This window comes from Phycicoccus sp. (assembly GCF_035325325.1).
In the GTDB taxonomy this organism is placed as follows: Bacteria; Actinomycetota; Actinomycetes; order Actinomycetales; family Dermatophilaceae; genus Phycicoccus.
Genome location: NZ_DAOLAC010000002.1, coordinates 169,333 through 187,491, shown reverse-complemented (window position 1 = coordinate 187,491; position 18,159 = coordinate 169,333). Strand labels below are relative to the sequence as shown.

The window sequence follows — 18,159 nt, the reverse complement described above, 5'->3', positions numbered from 1 at the left end:
ACCGGTTCAGCCGTCGAGGGCGAGCGCGAAGGGCAGCACGCCCGGGGCGCCCGCGAGCCGCAACGCGCGGCCGGCGACGGTGAGGCTCCACCGCGACGACACGATGTCGTCGACGAGGAGCACCGGCCCCGGGCAGCCGTCGAGCGCGGCCGCGAGGTCGGGGCCGACGACGAGCCGCTCCCAGACGCCGGCCAGCCGGTAGGCGCTGTTGCCGCCCATCTCGCCGGTCGGGCCGTCGTGGGCGAGGTCGAGCGTGCCGAGCATCCGCAGCCGGCCGATCTCGGCGAGCCCGGCCGCGAGGGAGCCGACGAGTCGTGGCCGGGTGCGCGACGGCATCGCGACCACGCCGACCGGCCGCTCGCCCCAGCCCCACCCGGCGAGGACCGGCACGCAGGCCCGCAGCAGCTCGGGGGAGGCGGGGGCGTCCTCGGCGAGGACCTCGCGCAGGCGTTGGCCCCACCCGAGGTCGGAGAGCCGGGCGAGCACCCGGCCGGGCCGCACCTGCTCCTCCGGGGCGATGCGCCCCTTGACCGGGACGCCCAGCCGGTCCATCCCGGTGGGCCACTGGGCGCGGGGGTCGAGGTCGACGCCGACCCGCTGCAGTCGCTCGCGGGCCGCGCCGACGACGCGGTCGGGGACCTCGGTGGGGTACCAGGGGCCCGCACAGCCGTCGCAGCGGCCGCACGGGACGGCGGTGTCGTCGTCGAGGCACTCCTGGAGGAAGGCCATCCGGCAGCCGTCCGTGCGCTCGTAGTCGACCATCAGCTGCTGCTCGTCACGGCGCGCGGCGGCCACCCGGTCGTACCGCTCGGCGTCGTACTGCCACGGCACGCCGGTGGCGACCCATCCGCCGGAGACCCGCTGCACCGCGCCGTCGACGTCGAGGACCTTGAGGAGCAGCTCGAGGCGGGTCCGTCGGACGTCGACGGCCGTCTCGAGGGCGGCGGTCGAGAGCGGCCGGCCGGCCTCGGCGAGCGCGCGGAGCACCGCCTCGGCCTGCTCCTCGCGTGGCATCGAGACGCTCGCGAAGTACCGCCAGATGTCGTGGTCCTCCGGCCCGGGCAGCAGGAGGACGTCGGCCCGCTCGGTGGCGCGCCCGGCCCGGCCGACCTGCTGGTAGTAGGCGACCGGGCTGCTCGGCGCCCCGAGGTGGACGACGAAGCCGAGGTCGGGCTTGTCGAAGCCCATGCCCAGGGCCGAGGTGGCGACGAGGGCCTTGACCTCGTTGCGGCGCAGGGCGTCCTCGAGCCGCTCGCGGTCGGCGGGGTCGGTGCGGCCGGTGTACGACGCGACCGCGTGGCCCGCCTCCGACAGGCTCGCCGCGACGTCCTCGGCCGCGGAGACGGTGAGCGCGTAGACGATGCCGCTACCCGGGAGCTCGCCGAGGTGCGCGAGCAGCCAGCCGAGGCGCTGCTCCGGAGACATCGAGCGGAGCACACCGAGGCGCAGCGAGTCGCGGGCGAGCCCCCCACGCACCGTGAGGACCGGACGACCGCCGACGCCCAGCTGCTCCTCGACGTCGTGGACGACGCGGGCGTTTGCAGTGGCGGTGGTGGCGAGCACCGGTGTGTCGGAGGGCAGCCCGTCGAGGAGGTCGCGGATGCGCCGGTAGTCGGGGCGGAAGTCGTGGCCCCAGTCGCTGACGCAGTGCGCCTCGTCGACGACGAGCAGGCCACAGCGGCGGGCGAGGTCGGGGAGCTGCTCGTCACGGAAGCGCGGGTTGTTGAGCCGCTCGGGGCTGACGAGGAGGACGTCGACGGCGTCGGCGGCCAGGGCGGCGCGCACCTCGTCCCAGTCCTGGGCGTTGGCGGAGTTCATCGTGACGGCCCGGATGCCGGCCCGCTGCGCGGCGGCGATCTGGTCGCGCATGAGGGCGAGCAGCGGACTGATGATGACCGTGGGGCCGGCGCCCTCGGCACGGCGCAGGGCCGTGGCGACGAAGTAGACCGCCGACTTGCCCCATCCGGTGCGCTGCACGACGAGCACGCGGGAGCGGTCGGCGACGAGGGCCGAGACCGCCTCGAGCTGGCCGTCGCGGAAGTCGGCGTCATCGCGCCCGACGAGCCGGCGCAGGTCGGCGCGTGCCCGCTCGGTGAGCTCGGGCGTCGGGGGAGCGGGGACGGGTGGCACGGCCGGTGTCGTCATGGTCCGCCCACCGTACGCACCCCGGCCGACACCGGGGCGCCCGCCGTCCACAGGCCGGCCGCCGACGCGGGACGACGGGGGTGGCTGGGCGCGGACCGGCTGCTTCACCGGGGAACGGCGCGCTTCGCGGGGGAACCGAACCCGGGTGAGGCGCGGCCGTATCGGGTGACCCGATACGCGGGGGGCGGGGACGGTCGGCGTGGGGCGGGAGGCGGGAGCGGGACCAGGTGGTCAGTGCCAGCCGAGGTCGTCGACGCCGCCGGGGACGTCGGCGGTGGGGTCGTACGGCGTGCGGGTGAAGCGGAACGACGCGAGGTCGAGGTGCGAGACCGTGCCGTCGGCCCGGCGGACCACCCGCAGCGGCTCGCCGGTGTGGTAGCTGTCCAGGCCGACCCAGGCGTCCTGCCCGGTGCGGCGGAACCGGGAACCGCGCGCGGTGCCCGGTTCCCCGAGGACGAGGTCCTCGCCGACCAGCCGGGCCGTCGTCGTGCTCGCTCCCCAGTGCCACGTGCCCACCAGCTCGAGGGACGCCGGGTCGCCGTCGGCCGACCAGGGCTCCACCGGCGCCGGCTCCTCCTCGCCGAGGACCCGCAGGAGGTCGTCGCCGAGCCCGCGCATCACCGCCGTCGAGGTGGTGTTGGCCAAGGTCACGACGCCGTCGCCGCCCACGAGCCTCACCCGCAGCCCGGCGAGGAATCCGGGCATCGACCCACCGTGCCCGGCGAACCGGACACCGTCCTCGTTCCACACCTGCCAGCCGAGGCCGTGCGCGCCGGTCCACGGCTGGCCCGGCTCGTCGACGACGTGGTGGGGCTCGCACATCTCGGCGAGGGTCTCCGGCGCGAGCAGCCCGGCGGTGTCGCCCCCGAGGAAGGCCGCCCATCGCGCGAGGTCGGTCACGGTGGTCCACAGCTGGCCGGCGGGGCCCATCGCGCCGCCGTCGTGCTCCGGCTCCCGGAGCAGCAGGTCGGCGAACGGGTGGACCGCGAGCCCCTGGGCCGCGCGCCCGGCCGGCCGCGTCGTCGTGCGGCTCATCCCCAGCGGCTCGAGCAGCTCGGCCCGCACGACGTCGAACCACCCGGTGCCGTGGTGTACCTCGAGGAGGCGGCCGAGCGCCCCGTAGCCGACGTTGGAGTAGTGGAAGCGGCGCCCGGCCCGGAACCGCTGGGCGGCACCGGAGGCGACGAGCGCGTCCCAGTCGCCACCCGGCGTGCGCTCCCACCACGGCCCGTCGGTCTCGGCCTGGGCGCCCGCGGCGTGGGTCAGCAGCTGCTCGAGTGTCGCCCCGCCGAGCGCCGACCCCGGGACGTGCTCCTCGAACCGGTCCGCGAGGTCGAGCCGGCCGGCGTCGCGCAGCCGCAGCACGCAGACGGCGACGAAGGTCTTGGTGATCGACCCCATCCGGTACTGCGTGTCGGCGTCCGCCGGCTCACCGGAGGCGCGGCCGTCGAGCGTGCCGACCGCGCCGTGCCACACGAGCCCGCCGCCGCGGACGAGGCCGGCGACGACGGAGGGCACCCGACCCTCCCGCTGGGCGGTGGCGAGGGCGTGGTCGAGGAGCGCGGTGGTGCGGGGGGCGAGGGTCACCGGCCCACCCTAGGACCGTGGAGCGGGACCGTGGCTGGAAGGATGGCCGCCATGACCGACCCCTACGTCGTCGAGGTCCCGCTGCGCTGGTCCGACATGGACGCCTACGGGCACGTCAACAACGTGCAGTACCTCCGCCTCCTCGAGGACGCCCGCGTCATCGGGTTCCGCGAGTGGTTCCCCGACCGCCCCACGCTGCTCGACGAGGGCATCGTCGTGTCGCGGCACGCCATCGAGTACCGCGCGCCGCTCACCTACCGGCCCGAACCGGTCGAGGTGGACATGTGGGTCACCCGCGTCCACGGGGCCGGCTTCGACCTCGGCTACGTCGTGCGCGACCCCGCGTCGGTCGGGGAGGCCGTGTACGCCGTCGCCGAGACCGGGCTCGTCCTCTACGACTTCGCGACCGCGCGCCCACGGCGCCTCGAGGCCGCCGCGCGCGAGGCGCTCGCGGTCCACGTCGGCGACCCCGTGGCCTTCCGGTGGGGTGGCCGGTGAGCGAGGTGCTCCGGCTCGTCGACGCCGCGGCGCTCGGCGACCTCGGGCGCTTCGCCGCGCGGGCCCGCACCCTCGACGAGCAGGGCGCCATGCGCCTGCAGGCCGGCGGGGACGTGCTCGCCGCCTGGGTCGGGGTGCTCCCGGGCAGCGGCATCCTCTCCGAGGGGACCGTCCTCGGCCTGCGCACCTTCGCCCTCGCCGAGCCGGCCACCTGCGACGCCGTCGTGCCCCTCGGGGCGGTCACCGACCGCACCGCCCGTCCCGGGGCGCCCGGAGTCCTTCCCCTGCCCCCGACCCGGGCGCTCGCGGCGTGGTCGGCGCTCACCCCGCCGCGGTCCGGCTGGGACGCGGCCGGCGAGCTGCCCGCCGACGACCTCGCCGCCGCGGCCCGCGAGGGACTGGCCGAGGTCGGTGCGGCGGTCCGCGAGCGGGGCGCCGCGGCGGGGTTCGTCCGTGACCGCGTGTGGGCCCGTGACCTCGACGGCGTGCGGGCCGGCGGCGCCTTCGCGGCGTTCTCGCTCGGCTTCCTCGCACCGGGGTCGGCGGTCCGGGTGTTCCGCTCCGGGCGGTGGACCCGGCTCACCGCCGCCGGCGGTCACGTCCTGATGCGCTGACCGGCCGGCACGACGACGACGGCGACGACCGCGAGGGCGAGGAAGATCGCCCCAAAGAGCGGGTTGTCCTGCCCGGGGACGTGGGCCGCGGCGAACGCCGCCGTCACCCCCGCGATGCCGAGGACGCTGCCGAGCACGTCGGCCAGCTGGATGGACGAGGACGCCTCGCCGTGGGCCTCGAGCGGGCTCAGCTCGAGCGCGAGGATGGTCGTCGTCGTGACACCGGTGCCCATCGAGAAGCCGGCGAGCAGGAGCGCGAAGACGCCGAGCCAGGCGGGCAGGTTGACCCACGCGACGAGGGAGAGCCAGCCGAGGCCGACCGCGAGGACCAGGCCGCCGACCTCGACGAGCCGGTGCCGCGGCAGGTGCAGCGCGTCGTGGCCCTGGTACCAGGCGCCGACGGCCCAGCCGACGGCCCCGACGGCCAGGGCGAGCCCGGCGACCTGGAGGCTCGCGTGGCGCTGCCCGGCGAGGAAGAGCGGCACGTAGGTGACGGCCCCGTAGAACGCGGCGCAGAGCAGGGCGCGGGCGAGGACGCAGCTCGGCACCCCGGCGGCCATGCGCACGGTGCCGCGCGGGAGCAGGCGCGGGGCGACGACGACCACCCCGACGAGCCCGACGAGCGCGAGCCCGGTCTTCCACGACCACGCGATGACGAGCTCGTGGGTGCCGAGCTGGAGGGCGCCCGCGGCGAGGGCGACCGCGACGCCGGCCCAGGCGGTCCGGACGTGCGTGGCGTGGTCGCGGCTCGCGTCGACCTCCCCGAGCGAGGAGGTGTCGACCCGCCGCTGGGCCCGGCCGAGCGCCACGACGGTGACGAGGACCGGCACGACGACGATCCAGAACACCCAGCGCCACGTGAGGTTCTCGGTCAGCCACGCCGACAGCGGCGGACCGGCGAGCGACGGGACGACCCAGGCGGCGGAGATGTACGTGAAGAGGCGGGGCCGGGCGGCCTCCGGGTAGACCCGTCCGGCGATGACGTAGAGCATGACGACGAGCAGCCCGCCACCGAGCCCGGTCAGCGCGCGCCCGACGAGGAAGACGTCGAGCCGGGTGGCGGAGCCGCACGTCGCCGCGCCCGCCGCGAGCAGCAGCTGGCCGACGAACGTGCCGGGCAGCGGTCCGGAGCGGTCGGTCCACACCCCGGCGAGGACGATGCCGAGCAGCTGCGCGGTGAGCATCACCGAGAACGCGAAGCCGTAGGAGCGGACGGCGTGCAGCTCGACGGCGACGTCGGGCATCGCGGTCGAGACGGCCATCGACTCGAACGCGACGATGGTCACCAGGGCGAGGACGGCCAGCGTGACCTCGAGGTACGGGCGGCTGAGGGGTCCTCCGACGCGCTCGCTGCCCTCGGTCCGCATTGTCGTCACCCTAGTGCCCGGACCTCGGCGTCAGGGGGTGTCCGCGCTGGTCCAGGACGTCGCGCAGGACGTCGATCCGGTCGGCGACGATGCCGTCGACGCCCAGGTCGAGGAGTCGGTGGTACTCGTCGGCGTCCTCGCGCGACCAGTCGTGGAACCAGACGTGCACCTGCTTGCCGAGGGCATGGGCGCGCCGGACCAGCCCGGGGGTCACGAGGGTCAGCGTGCGCCCCGCGACCCGGTGCTCCGCCGGGATCTGGAGCACCGGCGCCGGGGTGTGCAGCAGCCGGCTGAGCAGCGCCGGCGAGAACCGCAGCGCCGCCGTGCCGACCTGGCCGGCGGCGGTGGCGACGCGGGGGCCGAGCTCGCGCCGGATGGCCCGGACGCGCCGCGGTGAGAACGAGCCGAGACACACCCGGTCGAGGGCGTCGTGGTCGCGCAGCACCCGGAGGGTCGGCGCCAGGGCGGTGTCCGCCTTGACGTCGATGTTGAGGCGGGCGTCCGGGAAGGCCTCGAGGAGGTCGGCGAGCAGGGGCACGGGTTCGGAGCCGCCGATGCGGGCCGCGGCGACGGCCTCCCACGGCAGGTCGGCGACGGCCCCCGTGGCGTCGGTGACCCGGTCGAGGCGGGGGTCGTGGACGGCGACGACGTGGCCGTCGCGGGTCGCGTGGACGTCGGTCTCGAGGTAGCGGTAGCCCATCGCGACGGCCCGACCGAAGGCGACCAGCGTGTTCTCCAGCCCGGCGTTCTCGGCGAGCTTGGCCCCGCCGCGGTGGGCGAGGGCCAGGGGGGTCGGCGTCGCGAGGTAGGGGAAGTCGGCGGCCCGCACGGTCAGCCCGCGGTGGGGCGGAGCCAGACGGTGGTGTCCGCGGGCAGCGTGCCGTCGGCACCGAGCGGCCCGGACGCGACGAGCACCTCGCCCGCCGGAAGCGCCACCGGTGCCGCGCCCGTGTTCGTCACGACGAGGACCTCACCGCCGTCCTCCGCCGGCGCGCTCCGGAACGCGACCACGTCGCCGCCGGTCCGCCCGTCCCAGGCGAACGAGCCGCGCCCGAGCCCGAGGGAGCGACGCAGCCGGAGCAGCGTCCGGTACAGCTCGAGGGTCGAGCCCGCGACACCGTCCTGCTGGTCGACCGCGAGCCCGGCGTAGGCCTCGGGCTGCGGCAGCCACGGGTGGTCGCCCGGGCCGAAGCCGAGGCTGGGGGCGTCCCTGACCCAGGGCATCGGCACCCGGCAGCCGTCCCGGCCGGTCACCTCCCCCTTGGTGTGGTGGTAGGTGGGGTCCTGGCGCACCTCGTCGGGCATCGTCGTGTGCTCGGGCAGCCCGAGCTCCTCGCCCTGGTAGACGTAGGCGCCGCCGGGCAGCGCGAGCATGAGCGCGGTCGCGGCCCGCGCCCGGCGCAGCCCGAGCTCGGCGTCGGGCTGCGGGTCGTCGGCGGCGATGCCGTTCGGCCGCGGACGGTGCTGGTCGAGGCCGAGCCGGGAGGCGTGCCGGACGACGTCGTGGTTGGACAGCACCCACGTGGTCGGCGCGCCGACGGCGTCGTTCGAGCGCAGCGACGACTCGACGACCGCCGCCAGGGCCGCCCCGTCCCAGGGCGCCTCGAGGAACTCGAAGTTGAAGGCCTGGTGCATCTCGTCGGGCCGGACGTAGCGGGCCAGCCGCTCCTCGGGCTTGACCCACGCCTCGGCGCACAGGATCCGGTCGGGGCGGCCGTAGGAGTCGAGGACCCGGCGCCACGAGCGGTAGATCTCGTGCACGCCGTCCTGGTCCCACATCGGGGCGTGCCCGCCGGCGTTGTGGTCGAGCACGGAGGTGTCGCCGTCGGCCTCGGGACCCTCCTCGGTGACGACCTCGTCGTACAGGCCCACGGCGCCGTGCCAGTCCGGCAGCCCCTCGGCCTTGACGAGGCCGTGCGCGACGTCCACCCGGAAGCCGTCGACCCCTCTGTCGCACCAGAACCGCAGGACCGACTCGAGCTCGGCCCGGACCTCTGGGTTGTGCCAGTTCAGGTCCGGCTGGGTGACGTCGAAGATGTGGAGGTACCACTGGCCCGGGCTGCCGTCGGCCTCGGTGACGCGGCTCCACCCCTTGCCGCCGAAGACCGACGGCCAGTTGTTCGGGGGCTCCTCACCGTGCGGGCCGCGTCCGTCGCGGAAGACGTAGCGGTCGCGCTCGGGGCTGCCCGGGCCGGCGGCGAGGGCGGCCCGGAACCACGCGTGCTCGCTGCTCGTGTGGTTCGGCACGAGGTCGACGAGCACCTTGAGCCCGAGGTCGTGCGCGGCGGCGAGCATCCGGTCGGCGTCCTCGAGGGTGCCGAAGCGTGGGTCGATGTCGCGGTAGTCGGCGACGTCGTACCCGGCGTCGTTCATCGGCGAGACGTAGAACGGGCTGAGCCAGACCGCGTCGACGCCGAGGTCGCGCAGGTAGGGCAGGCGGGCGGTGATGCCCGGCAGGTCGCCGATGCCGTCGCCGTCGCTGTCGGCCCACGAGCGCGGGTAGACCTGGTAGATGACGGCGTCGCGCCACCACGGCGCGTCGGGCGCCTCGGCCGGGTGGAGGACGGTGCCGGGCTCGGTGAGCGGGCGTGGCTCGGTGCTCTGGGCGGTCACCCGCCCCATGCTTCCCCATCTGCCCGGCCGCGTCGAAACCGGCCCGCCGCCGTGGACCGACCCCGAGCCCCCGTCCTGCGGCGCCGCCCCGTGGGGCCTCAGCGCCGCGGCCCGAGGGCGGTGACCCACTCGGCCACCAGGTCGCCGACGACGTCGGCCGAGTACGCGTCCGCGTGACCGGCACCGGGGACCACGACGAGCGAGGTGGGGTGGCCGGCGGCGCGCAGCGCGAGGTCGAACGCGCGGCTCTGGGCCGGCGGGACGACGTCGTCGGCGTCGCCGTGGACCAGCAGCACCGGCAGGTCCGGCCGCCGGTCGGCGAGCAGCAGCGGGTCCGCCGCGACCCACCGGGCCGGGTCCTCCTCGGGCCGCACGCCGAGCAGTGCGACCGCGGCCTCGGGGACCTGCCGGACGTCGTACGGCCCGGCGAGCCCGACGAGCGCGTCGGGGACGACGAGGGGGTCGGCGCACACGGGGTGCACGTCGTGCGGCGCCAGCGCCGCGAGCGCGGCCAGGTGGGCGCCCGAGGAGTGCCCCAGCAGGACCAGTGCCGTCGGCTCGATCCCGGCCTCGCGGCTGGTCACGGCGGCGTCGGCGAGCGCGCACAGCACGTCCTCCACGGGGGTCGGCCACACGACACCGTCGCGGGCGGCGCGGATCTCGACGGGGACCGCCACCGCCCCGGCGGCCGCGAGGTGCTCGGCGAGGCCGGCGAGACCGGAGGGGTCGGCCGAGACCCAGCCGCCACCGGGCACGAGCACGACGACCGGCGCCGGTCCGGTGCGGACGGGCAGGTGCGCGGTGGCCTGCAGGCCCGGGCGGTAGTCGTGGGCCGGCAGAACGCGGACGCCCGGGTCGCCGCCCGGGGTGCAGGCCGCCAGCAGGGCGCAGGCGACCAGGGCCGTCCGGGACACGAGTCCCGCCGCGCGCCGACCGGCCGTCATCTCGTGCGCTCCTCTCGGCTCCAGTGTCGACCCCGACGGGCACCGGACCTGCGGACGTGTCGGGAACGCCACGTGCCGGACGCGGACCGTCCGGATCCGGTGGCAGGCTCGCTGGCATGGTCGCGACGACGCAGGTCCGGGTCACCCGCGAGCAGGCGCTCGCCCACCGGCTCGCGCGGCACCTGCTCGACCCGGTGGGCGGCGAGCCGGTCGCCGGGGTGGTCCGTCGCCTCGGTGCGGTGCCCTCGATGGACGAGGCGGGCGCCGAGCTCGCCGTCCGCACCCGGCGGCGCAGCTCGCGTCCCGGCGAGCTGGCGGCGGCGCTCGCGGCGGGCACGGTGGTCAGGGTGTTCGCCTTCCGGGGCGCGGTGCACCACCTCGCGGCGGAGGACGGGGGCATCTACCTCGCGCTGCGGGCCGCCGGACGGCAGTGGGAGCTGCCGAGCTGGGTCGAGCACTACCGGCTGGCGCCGGAGGACTGGCCGGACTTCCGCGCCGCCGTCCGTGAGGCCCTCACCGCCGGGCCGCTCACCGTGACCGAGCTCGGTGAGGTGGTCACCCGGGACCCGGCCTACCGCCACCTCGCGCCGGTGTTCGCCGCGGGAGCCGGCACGCTGGTCAAGCCGCTGACGTGGCAGGGCGACATGTGCTTCGGGCCGCCGCGCGGGGGCCGGGCCACCTTCCAGCGGCTCGACACCAACCCGCGGTGGCGGGGCGTCCCCGACCTCGAGGACGCCGGACCGCGTGCGGTCCTGGCCTACCTGCGCACCTACGGCCCGGCCACGCCGGGGCACGTGCACCACTGGCTGGGCGACGGCCTGAGCGCCGGCCGCCGGCGGGTCGAGCGCTGGCTGGCCGGCCTCGCCGACCGGCTCGTCACGGTCGAGGTCGCTGGGACGCCGTCGCTGCTGCTCCGCGAGGACCTCGAGGCGCTGCTCGCGGCCGAGCCGTCGGAGGCCGTGCGGCTGCTGCCCGGCCACGACCAGTGGGTCATGGGACCGGGGACGAGGGACACCTCCGTGGTCCCGCCGGACCGGCGCGAGGTGGTGACCCGCAAGGCGAACCTCGTCGTCGCGGGCGGGGTGGTCCGCGGCACCTGGAGCCGGCGCGGTGACGACCTCGACGTCACCTGGCTCGACGCCGCGCCGCTGCCCGCCGGGGCGCTCGACGAGGAGGTCGGGCGGCTCGGTGCCATCCTCGGGCGGGACCTGCGGCTCAGGGGGTGAGCGGCGGGTGGCCGTGCCCGTCGTCGGTGTTGACGAGCATGTGGGCGGCGCGCAGGAAGTAGTCGCGCATCTGCTCTGCCTGCGGCTCGGGGATGCCGGCCACCTCGACGGCGTCGAGCATGTGCCGCATCCAGCGGTCGCGCATGTCGAGGGTCACGGGGAAGGGCGCGTGCCGCATCCGCAGCCGGGGGTGGCCACGCTCCTCGCTGTACGTGCTCGGCCCGCCGAAGTACTGGGTGAGGAACATCCGCAGCCGGCGCTCCGCCGGCGCGAGGTCCTCCTCCGGGTAGAGCGCCCGCAGCGGCGGGTCGGCGGCCACGCCCTCGTAGAAGGCGTGCACCAGCCGCTCGAAGGTGGGGGCCCCGCCGACCTCCTCGTAGAGGCTCACGAGTGGGCCCCCGTCGAGAACGGCGGGAGCGGCGGGCCCTGGATGCCGTGGGCGTCGAAGGCGAGCTTGATGCGGGTGCGCAGCTCGCGCTGGACGCCGAAGTTCTCGCCCGGCAGGCACTTCGCGAGCACCCGCACGGTGACGGTCTGCCCGGTGATCGAGTCGACGCCGAGGACGGTCGGCGGCTCGAGGAGCTTCTCGGACCACGTCGGGTCGTTGCCGAAGGCCTCCGCCGCGGCGCGGACGACGCCGAGGACGTTCTCGATGTCCTCGAGGTAGGAGACCGGCATGTCGACCCACGCGGCCGAGTAGCCCTGCGACCGGTTGCCGATCCGGACGATCTCGCCGTTGCGGACGTACCAGGTGATGCCGTCGGCGTCGCGCAGCCGGGTGACCCGCAGGGTGACCTCCTCGACGGTGCCGATCGCCTCGCCGGTGTCGATGACGTCACCGACGCCGTACTGGTCCTCGAAGATCATGAAGATCCCGGAGAGGAAGTCCTTGACGAGGCTCTGCGCGCCGAAGCCGAGGGCCACCCCGCCGACGCCTGCCGACGCGAGCAGCGGCCCGAGCGGGAGCCCGACGAGGGCCATCACGGTGAGCACCGTGACGATCCCGACGACGAAGGTCGAGATGCTCCGCAGCAGCGACCCCATCGTCTCGACCCGCTGTCGGTGCCGCTCACCGGCGAGACCGGTGGCCGTCGCGAGGACGCGCCCGGCACCCCCCGCGGTGGCCAGGCGCGCGGCCGTGCGCGAGGTCATCGTCGCGACGACCCGGCCGATGAAGCGGTGCAGCGCCCAGCGGGCGACGAACCCGAGGAGCAGGACGACGAGCACCCGGATGCCGTCGGTGAGCAGCCACCCCTGCACCGTGTCCCAGTACGTGCTCACCGTCCTCGCGTCGAGGGTGAACGGGTCGAGGGCGAGCAGGGCGGTCACGGCATCAGTCACGGGCATCACGCTCCTGGGCGGCGAGGGCGCGGACCACCGGGTCGCGGTTCTCGGCGACGAGGCGGCGCAGCGCGGCGGGGGCGTCGGCGCGCTCGTCGAGCCACGACTGCGTCGCCTCGAGCAGCGCGGCGTCGGCGAGCGGCCTCGGGTAGAAGCCGAGGACGAGGGCCTCGACGAGGGCGTGCGAGCCCTTGGCCTCGACGGTGTCGAGCATCGTGTGGTAGCGCGCCACGTACGGACGCAGGAGCTCGGCGGGCGTGCCGGCCCGGCTGAAGCCGAGGCCGGTCGCGTCGACGACGGCGTTCGGCAGGCCGCTCTCCTCGACGCTCGTGCGCCACGCGCGCTCCTTGGCCTGCGCGGTCGGCACGGCCGCGAGGGTGCGGGCGGCGCGCTCGCGGGCGGTCGCGGTGTCCTCGCGGGCCCGTTCGGCGGCGACCTCCTCGTCCGAGGAGTCACCGGCCGCGGCGAGCGCGGTGAGCAGCGTCCAGCGCATCTCGAAGTCGACGTCGAGGCCGTCGAGCACCTCGGTGCCCTCGTAGAGGCCGCGCAGCGTCGTCGTGTCGTCGCCCGCCGTCGTGAACGCGGCGGCGGCCATGACGAGCTGGAGCTGCGCGTCACTGCCGGGGGCGGCGGCCCGCGCCACCTCCCACAGCCGGTCGCGGGTCGCGGTGCGGGTGGCCTCGCGGTGCTCCGGCGCGGTGTAGGAGAAGACCGCCGTGCGCAGCTGGACGAGCAGGGTGCGCAGCAGGGTGGAGTCGCTCTCGCCGGGCAGGCTGGCCAGGACGAGGTCGACGAACCGGCGCGCGCCCATCTCGGCCTCGCGGGTCATGTCCCACGCCGAGGCGAGGACGAGGGCGCGGGGGAGGGACTCGGTGAAGCCGCGCGGGTGGGCCAGGGCGGTGGCGAGCGAGCGCTCGTCGAGCCGGATCTTCGCGTAGGCGAGGTCCTCGTCGTTGACGAGGAGGAGGTCGGGCTGCTCGCGGCCGACGAGCTCGGGCACCTCGGTGCGCTCGCCGTCGACGTCGAGCTCGAGGAGGTCGGTGCGGTGCAGCGCGCCGTCGCGGACCTCGTAGAGCCCGATGCCGAGGCGGTGCGGGCGCAGCGTCTCGTAGCCCTCGGCGAAGGTCTGCTCGACGGCCGCCGCGCTGATGCGTCCGTACTCGTCGACCTCGACGACCGGGCGCAGCGTGTTGACGCCCGCGGTCTCGAGCCACAGGCGCGACCACGCGCGCAGGTCACGGCCGGAGGTGGCCTCGAGCTCGGTCAGCAGGTCGTCGAGGGTCGTGTTGCCCCAGGCGTGCGTGCGGAAGTAGGTGCGCAGCCCCTCACGGAAGGCGTCGCGGCCGACGTAGGCGACGAGCTGCTTGAGGACCGAGGCGCCCTTGGCGTAGGTGATGCCGTCGAAGTTGACCTCCACGTCCTGGAGGTCACGGATCTCGGCGACGATCGGGTGCGTCGTCGAGAGCTGGTCCTGGCCGTAGGCCCAGTCCTTCTCGTAGGTGCCGAACGTGGTCCACGCGTCGGTCCACTCGGTCGCCTCGGCCTGGCACGTCGTCGAGGCCCACTCGGCGAAGGACTCGTTGAGCCACAGGTCGTTCCACCACCGCATCGTCACGAGGTCGCCGAACCACATGTGCGCCAGCTCGTGGAGGACGGTGAGGGCGCGGCGCTCGACGAGGGCGTCGGGCACCCGCGAGCGGAAGACGTAGACCTCGGCGATGGTGACGCAGCCCGCGTTCTCCATCGCCCCCATGTTGTACTCCGGCGAGAAGAGCTGGTCGTACTTCGCGAACGGGTAGGCGCAGTCGAACTCCTCCTCGAAGAAGGCGAACCCCTGCTTGGTCACCTCGAAGAGGTTGTCGGCGTCGAGGTACGGCGTGAGCGAGCGGCGGCAGAAGATGCCGAGCGGCACCTCGCCGGCCCGCGTCGTCACCGTGTCGCGGACGACGTCGTAGGGGCCGGCGACGAGGGCGGTGATGTAGCTCGAGATGCGTGGCGTGCGCTCGAAGGCCCACGTGGCGGTGCCCTTGCCGGCCGGCAGCGGCTGCGGGGTCGGGGAGTTGGACACGACCTGCCAGTGCGCCGGCGCGGTGACCGTGAAGCCGAACTCGGCCTTGAGGTCGGGCTGCTCGAACACGGGGTACATCCGCCGGCTGTCCGGCACCTCGAACTGCGTGTAGAGGTAGACCTCGTCGTCGACCGGGTCGACGAAGCGGTGCAGCCCCTCGCCGGTGTTCGTGAACCGGCCGGTCGCGCGCACGACGACCTCGTTCTGCTCGGCGAGCCCGGTGAGGCGGACCCGGCTGTCGGCGTAGTGCGTCGCGGGGTCGAGCTCGGCGCCGTTGACGGTGATCGACTCGACCGAGGCGCCCACGAAGTCGAGGAAGGTCTCCGCGCCCGGTGTGCTGCACGAGAACCGGATGGTGCTCGTCGTCGGGAAGGTCTCCGCGCTCGCCGTGACGTCGAGGACGACGTCGTGGGTGTCGACGGTGACGAGGGCCGAGCGGGTGGCGGCCTCGTCGCGCGTGAGGTTCGTGCCGGGCACGGGGGGCTCCTGTCGTCCTGTGCGATGAGGGCGCCCGGTCCGGGCGCCCCGCGGCTCATCCTGTCACGGTGCGGGACCACCCGGCCGGGGGTGGGGGGTGCGGTGGCAGGATGGCGAGGGTGACCACCGAGACCGCCCCCACCCGCGCCTCCGCCGAGTTCTGGTTCGACCCGCTGTGCCCGTGGGCCTGGATGACCTCCCGCTGGATGGGGGAGGTGCAGCAGGTGCGCGACGTCGACGTCACCTGGTCCGTCATGAGCCTCTCGGTGCTCAACGAGGGCCGCGAGGACCTCCCGGCGAGGTACCGCGAGCTGATGGACGACGGCTGGGGCCCGGTGCGCGTGGTCATCGCCGCGCGGCACAAGCTCGGCGACGAGGTCGTCAAGCCGCTCTACGACGCCCTCGGCACCCGCATCCACCACCGCGAGGAGGACTACGCCACGGCCATCGCCGGGGCCCTCGCGGACCTCGACCTGCCGGCCGAGCTCGCCGAGGCCGCGCACTCGCAGGAGCACGACGACGAGCTGCGGGCCAGCCACCAGCGGGCCATCGACCTCGTCGGTGACGACGTGGGCACCCCCGTCGTGGCCGTCGACGGCGTCGCGTTCTTCGGTCCGGTCGTCACGCCGGCGCCCAAGGGCGAGGCCGCCGGGCTGCTCTGGGACGGCTGCCTGCTGCTCGCCCGCACCCCCGGCTTCTACGAGCTCAAGCGGTCCCGCACCCAGGGCCCGATCTTCGACACGGAGGACTGAGATGGCCCGCGTCCACGTCGCCGGCGACCACGCCGCGTTCGAGATGGTCGCCGACCTGGCGGCGTTCCTCGAGGCCGAGGGCCACGAGGTGACCAACCACGGCCCGCACGCCTACGACGCCCAGGACGACTACCCGGTCTTCGTGCTCCGCGCGGCCGAGGCCGTCGCCGCCGACCCCGAGGCGCTCGGCGTGGTCCTCGGCGGCTCCGGCAACGGGGAGCAGATGGCCGCGAACAAGGTTCGCGGGGTCCGCGCTGCCCTCTGCTACGACGAGGAGCTGGCCCGCCTCGCCCGTGAGCACAACGACGCCCGGATCATCTCGATCGGCGCCCGGATGACCGAGCCCGAGGTGGCTCGGGCGATGGTGCGCACCTTCGTCGCCACGCCGTTCAGCGGCGAGGAGCGGCACGTGCGCCGGCTGCGGATGATCGACGCCTACGAGGCCGACGGCAGCCTCCCGCCCACCCCCTGAGCGGGCCTTCCGGCGACCTCCGCCGCAGGCTCCCCACCTGCGCGGGAGCGGTCCGCGCCGATCCTCTGGCGGGGCGGGTCGGTTGGCACTATTGTGACGCCCGCCCGACTGTGGCGACCGGACGACGACACAGGGGTGAGCATGGCAGCAGGCGGTGAGCCGGCCGGGGCGGTCCGTCCCGAGGCCGAGGTGGGGTGGCGCCGCCTCCCCGCCGACCGCCTCGGCCGCCTCGCCGAGGGGCGCGCCCCCACCGTCCTGCTCGTCGTCGGGGTCGTCCTCCTCGGGGCCGGGGCGGTGCTGGCGCCGGCGCTCGTCCCCATCGCGCTCGTCTTCCCGCTGCTCGTGCTCGCCGGGCTCGTCCTCGAACCACGGCGGCTCGCCGTCGTACTCGGCGCGACCGCCGCGGTGGTCCTCGTCTGGTCGCCGGTCTCCCTGCTCGACCCGGTGCGGGTCGCCGGGGTCGTCGTCGCCGTCGCCCTCGTGATGTGGCAGGCCGTGCTCGTCGCCCGCTCGCGCGCCCTCGTCGGCACCCGCGGCCTCGGTGCGGACCGGATGTTCGTCGAGCTGCGCGACCGCATCGTGCAGGCCGGCGGCGTGCCGGCCCTGCCCACCGGCTGGTACGCCACCTCCTGCATCCTCTCCGCGCACGGCGACCGCTTCTCCGGCGACTTCGTCATCGCGCACCTCGCCCCGGGCGAGGAGCGGCTCGAGGTGGTCCTCGTCGACGTCAGCGGCAAGGGCACCGGGGCGGGCACCCGCTCGCTCCTCCTCTCCGGTGCGCTCGGCGGGCTGCTCGGCGCGGTGCCCGCCGCCAGCTTCCTCCGGGCGGCCAACGGGTACCTCGTGCGGCAGGGGTGGGGCGAGGGGTTCGCGACGGCCGTCCACCTCGAGCTCGACCTGCGCACCGGCGCCTACTCGGTCGGCAACGCGGGGCACCCCGCACCGGCCGCCTACACTTCGGGACGCGCCCGCTGGACCGTCCTCGAGGGCTCGCGCGGCCCGTTGCTGGGCCTCCTGCCCGAGGCCGAGTTCCCCCGGCTCACCGGCCGTCTCGAGCGTGGCGACGGGCTGCTCCTCTACTCCGACGGCGTCGTCGAGACCCGGGACCGCGACCTCACCGACGGCATCGACCGGATGCTCGGCGTGGCCGCGATGTCGGTCGTCCGGGACGGCGACGTCGCCCGCGAGGTGTGCGAGGCGGCGCGTTCGGGGGAGGATGACGACCGGGCCGCGTTCTCCGTGCGCCGCGTCTGACGCGGACGGCGGTGCCGCGGCCCGGCACCCGGTCCCGACCCGAAAGGCCCGACCCGTGGCATCCCGCCCGGTCCTCGACCACGAGCCCCGCGAGGGCGTGCGCACCTTCACGCCGCGCTGGCGCAACAGCCCCCTGACCGACGAGCGGATGGCCACGCTGTTGCCGGCGCGCGCCCTGCCCGAGGGCCCGCTCGTGCCCACCGAGGCGTTCGGGCGCAGCGGCCCGGTCGTGCTCGAGATCGGGTCCGGGCACGGCGCCGCCGCCATCGCCTACGCCCTGGCCCACCCGGAGGCCGACGTCGTCGCCGTGGACGTGCACGTGCCGGGGGTCGCCCGGATGCTCGCCGCGGCCGAGGAGGCCGGCGTCGCCAACCTGTGGGTGCACCCCGGCGACGTGCTGCCGCTGCTGCGCGCCCGGGTGGAGCCGGCGACGCTCGCCGCCGTGCACCTGTTCTTCCCCGACCCCTGGCCCAAGCAGCGGCACGCCAAGCGGCGCTTCGTCCAGCAGCACACGCTGACGCTCATCGCCTCGCGCCTCGCGCCCGGCGGGGTGCTGCGCATCGCCACCGACATCGACGCCTACGCCCGGCACTGTCGCGAGCAGCTCGCCGCGTTCGGAGGCTTCGACGTCGTCGAGGGGGAGCGTCCGGCGTGGCGTCCGGACGACGGCTTCGAGGCCAAGGGGCTGCGGCACGGGCGCACCGTCTCCGAGCTCCGCTGCACGCTGCTGCCCTGACTCCCCCCACTGCGAACGTGTGTGAAGAACGTCGGCCTGGCGACGTTCTTCACACACGTTCGCGG

General features: G+C 75.5%; 16 protein-coding genes. 7 read left to right on the top strand and 9 right to left on the bottom strand.

Annotated elements, in window-relative coordinates:
* Positions 1-6: 6 nt before the first annotated feature.
* Complete coding sequence (locus PKA89_RS02480; protein ID WP_324416268.1) at positions 7-2,145, bottom strand: RecQ family ATP-dependent DNA helicase; 2,139 nt, start codon at positions 2,143-2,145, stop codon at positions 7-9.
* 231 nt (positions 2,146-2,376) lie between these two features.
* Complete coding sequence (locus PKA89_RS02475; RefSeq protein ID WP_324416266.1) at positions 2,377-3,732, bottom strand: serine hydrolase domain-containing protein; 1,356 nt, start codon at positions 3,730-3,732, stop codon at positions 2,377-2,379.
* Positions 3,733-3,783: 51 nt separating this feature from the next.
* On the opposite strand from PKA89_RS02475, the gene PKA89_RS02470 reads away from it, so the two are divergent.
* Positions 3,784-4,230: an acyl-CoA thioesterase gene (locus tag PKA89_RS02470; protein WP_324416264.1), complete on the top strand. Its 447-nt coding sequence runs from the start codon at positions 3,784-3,786 to the stop codon at positions 4,228-4,230.
* Positions 4,227-4,844, top strand: a complete 618-nt coding sequence (locus PKA89_RS02465) for a hypothetical protein (RefSeq protein ID WP_324416262.1) — start codon at positions 4,227-4,229, stop codon at positions 4,842-4,844. Before PKA89_RS02470 ends, PKA89_RS02465 begins: the two co-directional genes overlap by 4 nt.
* Here PKA89_RS02465 and PKA89_RS02460 read toward each other — a convergent pair.
* The 4 genes from PKA89_RS02460 to PKA89_RS02445 all read right to left on the bottom strand — a co-directional run bounded on the left by PKA89_RS02460 (position 4,826) and on the right by PKA89_RS02445 (position 9,768).
* The gene (locus tag PKA89_RS02460; RefSeq protein WP_324416260.1) at positions 4,826-6,211 is read right to left on the bottom strand and encodes an MFS transporter; all 1,386 of its coding nucleotides are present in this window, start codon (positions 6,209-6,211) and stop codon (positions 4,826-4,828) included. The two genes, PKA89_RS02465 and PKA89_RS02460, sit on opposite strands and share 19 nt — an antisense overlap.
* A 10-nt stretch (positions 6,212-6,221) precedes the next feature.
* Entirely contained in the window at positions 6,222-7,040 is an 819-nt protein-coding gene (locus PKA89_RS02455) for a glycerophosphodiester phosphodiesterase (protein WP_324416258.1), read from the bottom strand.
* Between the two features lie 2 nt (positions 7,041-7,042).
* A complete protein-coding gene (locus PKA89_RS02450) occupies positions 7,043-8,824 on the bottom strand; it encodes a glycoside hydrolase family 13 protein (RefSeq protein WP_324416256.1) in 1,782 nt (593 codons plus the stop codon).
* 98 nt (positions 8,825-8,922) lie between these two features.
* Positions 8,923-9,768 (bottom strand): alpha/beta hydrolase, encoded by an 846-nt coding sequence (locus PKA89_RS02445; protein WP_324416254.1) that lies wholly within the window; start codon positions 9,766-9,768, stop codon positions 8,923-8,925.
* A gap of 116 nt (positions 9,769-9,884) precedes the next feature.
* Here PKA89_RS02445 and PKA89_RS02440 point away from each other — a divergent pair, with 116 nt between their 5' ends.
* Positions 9,885-10,994, top strand: coding sequence for a crosslink repair DNA glycosylase YcaQ family protein (locus PKA89_RS02440; protein ID WP_324416252.1), 1,110 nt, complete (start codon positions 9,885-9,887; stop codon positions 10,992-10,994).
* Here PKA89_RS02440 and PKA89_RS02435 read toward each other — a convergent pair.
* Genes PKA89_RS02435 through pepN form a run of 3 tightly spaced genes read right to left on the bottom strand, consistent with a single transcriptional unit; the run spans position 10,984 to position 14,880 of the window.
* Positions 10,984-11,382 (bottom strand): globin, encoded by a 399-nt coding sequence (locus tag PKA89_RS02435; protein ID WP_324416250.1) that lies wholly within the window; start codon positions 11,380-11,382, stop codon positions 10,984-10,986. The genes PKA89_RS02440 and PKA89_RS02435 overlap by 11 nt on opposite strands.
* Positions 11,379-12,335 carry a mechanosensitive ion channel family protein gene (locus PKA89_RS02430; RefSeq protein WP_324416248.1) on the bottom strand — a complete coding sequence of 319 codons (957 nt, stop codon included), beginning with the start codon at positions 12,333-12,335 and terminating at the stop codon, positions 11,379-11,381. Before PKA89_RS02430 ends, PKA89_RS02435 begins: the two co-directional genes overlap by 4 nt.
* Entirely contained in the window at positions 12,328-14,880 is a 2,553-nt protein-coding gene (pepN, locus tag PKA89_RS02425) for an aminopeptidase N (protein ID WP_324416246.1), read from the bottom strand. Before pepN ends, PKA89_RS02430 begins: the two co-directional genes overlap by 8 nt.
* Positions 14,881-14,999: 119 nt before the next feature.
* On the opposite strand from pepN, the gene PKA89_RS02420 reads away from it, so the two are divergent.
* The 4 genes from PKA89_RS02420 to trmB all read left to right on the top strand — a co-directional run bounded on the left by PKA89_RS02420 (position 15,000) and on the right by trmB (position 18,094).
* Positions 15,000-15,632, top strand: a complete 633-nt coding sequence (locus PKA89_RS02420) for a disulfide bond formation protein DsbA (protein ID WP_324416244.1) — start codon at positions 15,000-15,002, stop codon at positions 15,630-15,632.
* 1 nt (position 15,633) lies between these two features.
* Positions 15,634-16,104 (top strand): ribose-5-phosphate isomerase, encoded by a 471-nt coding sequence (locus tag PKA89_RS02415; RefSeq protein ID WP_324416242.1) that lies wholly within the window; start codon positions 15,634-15,636, stop codon positions 16,102-16,104.
* A 141-nt stretch (positions 16,105-16,245) separates the two neighbouring features.
* The gene (locus tag PKA89_RS02410) at positions 16,246-17,358 is read left to right on the top strand and encodes a PP2C family protein-serine/threonine phosphatase (protein WP_324416496.1); all 1,113 of its coding nucleotides are present in this window, start codon (positions 16,246-16,248) and stop codon (positions 17,356-17,358) included.
* A gap of 55 nt (positions 17,359-17,413) precedes the next feature.
* Positions 17,414-18,094, top strand: coding sequence for a tRNA (guanosine(46)-N7)-methyltransferase TrmB (gene trmB, locus PKA89_RS02405; protein ID WP_324416240.1), 681 nt, complete (start codon positions 17,414-17,416; stop codon positions 18,092-18,094).
* Positions 18,095-18,159: the final 65 nt, after the last annotated feature.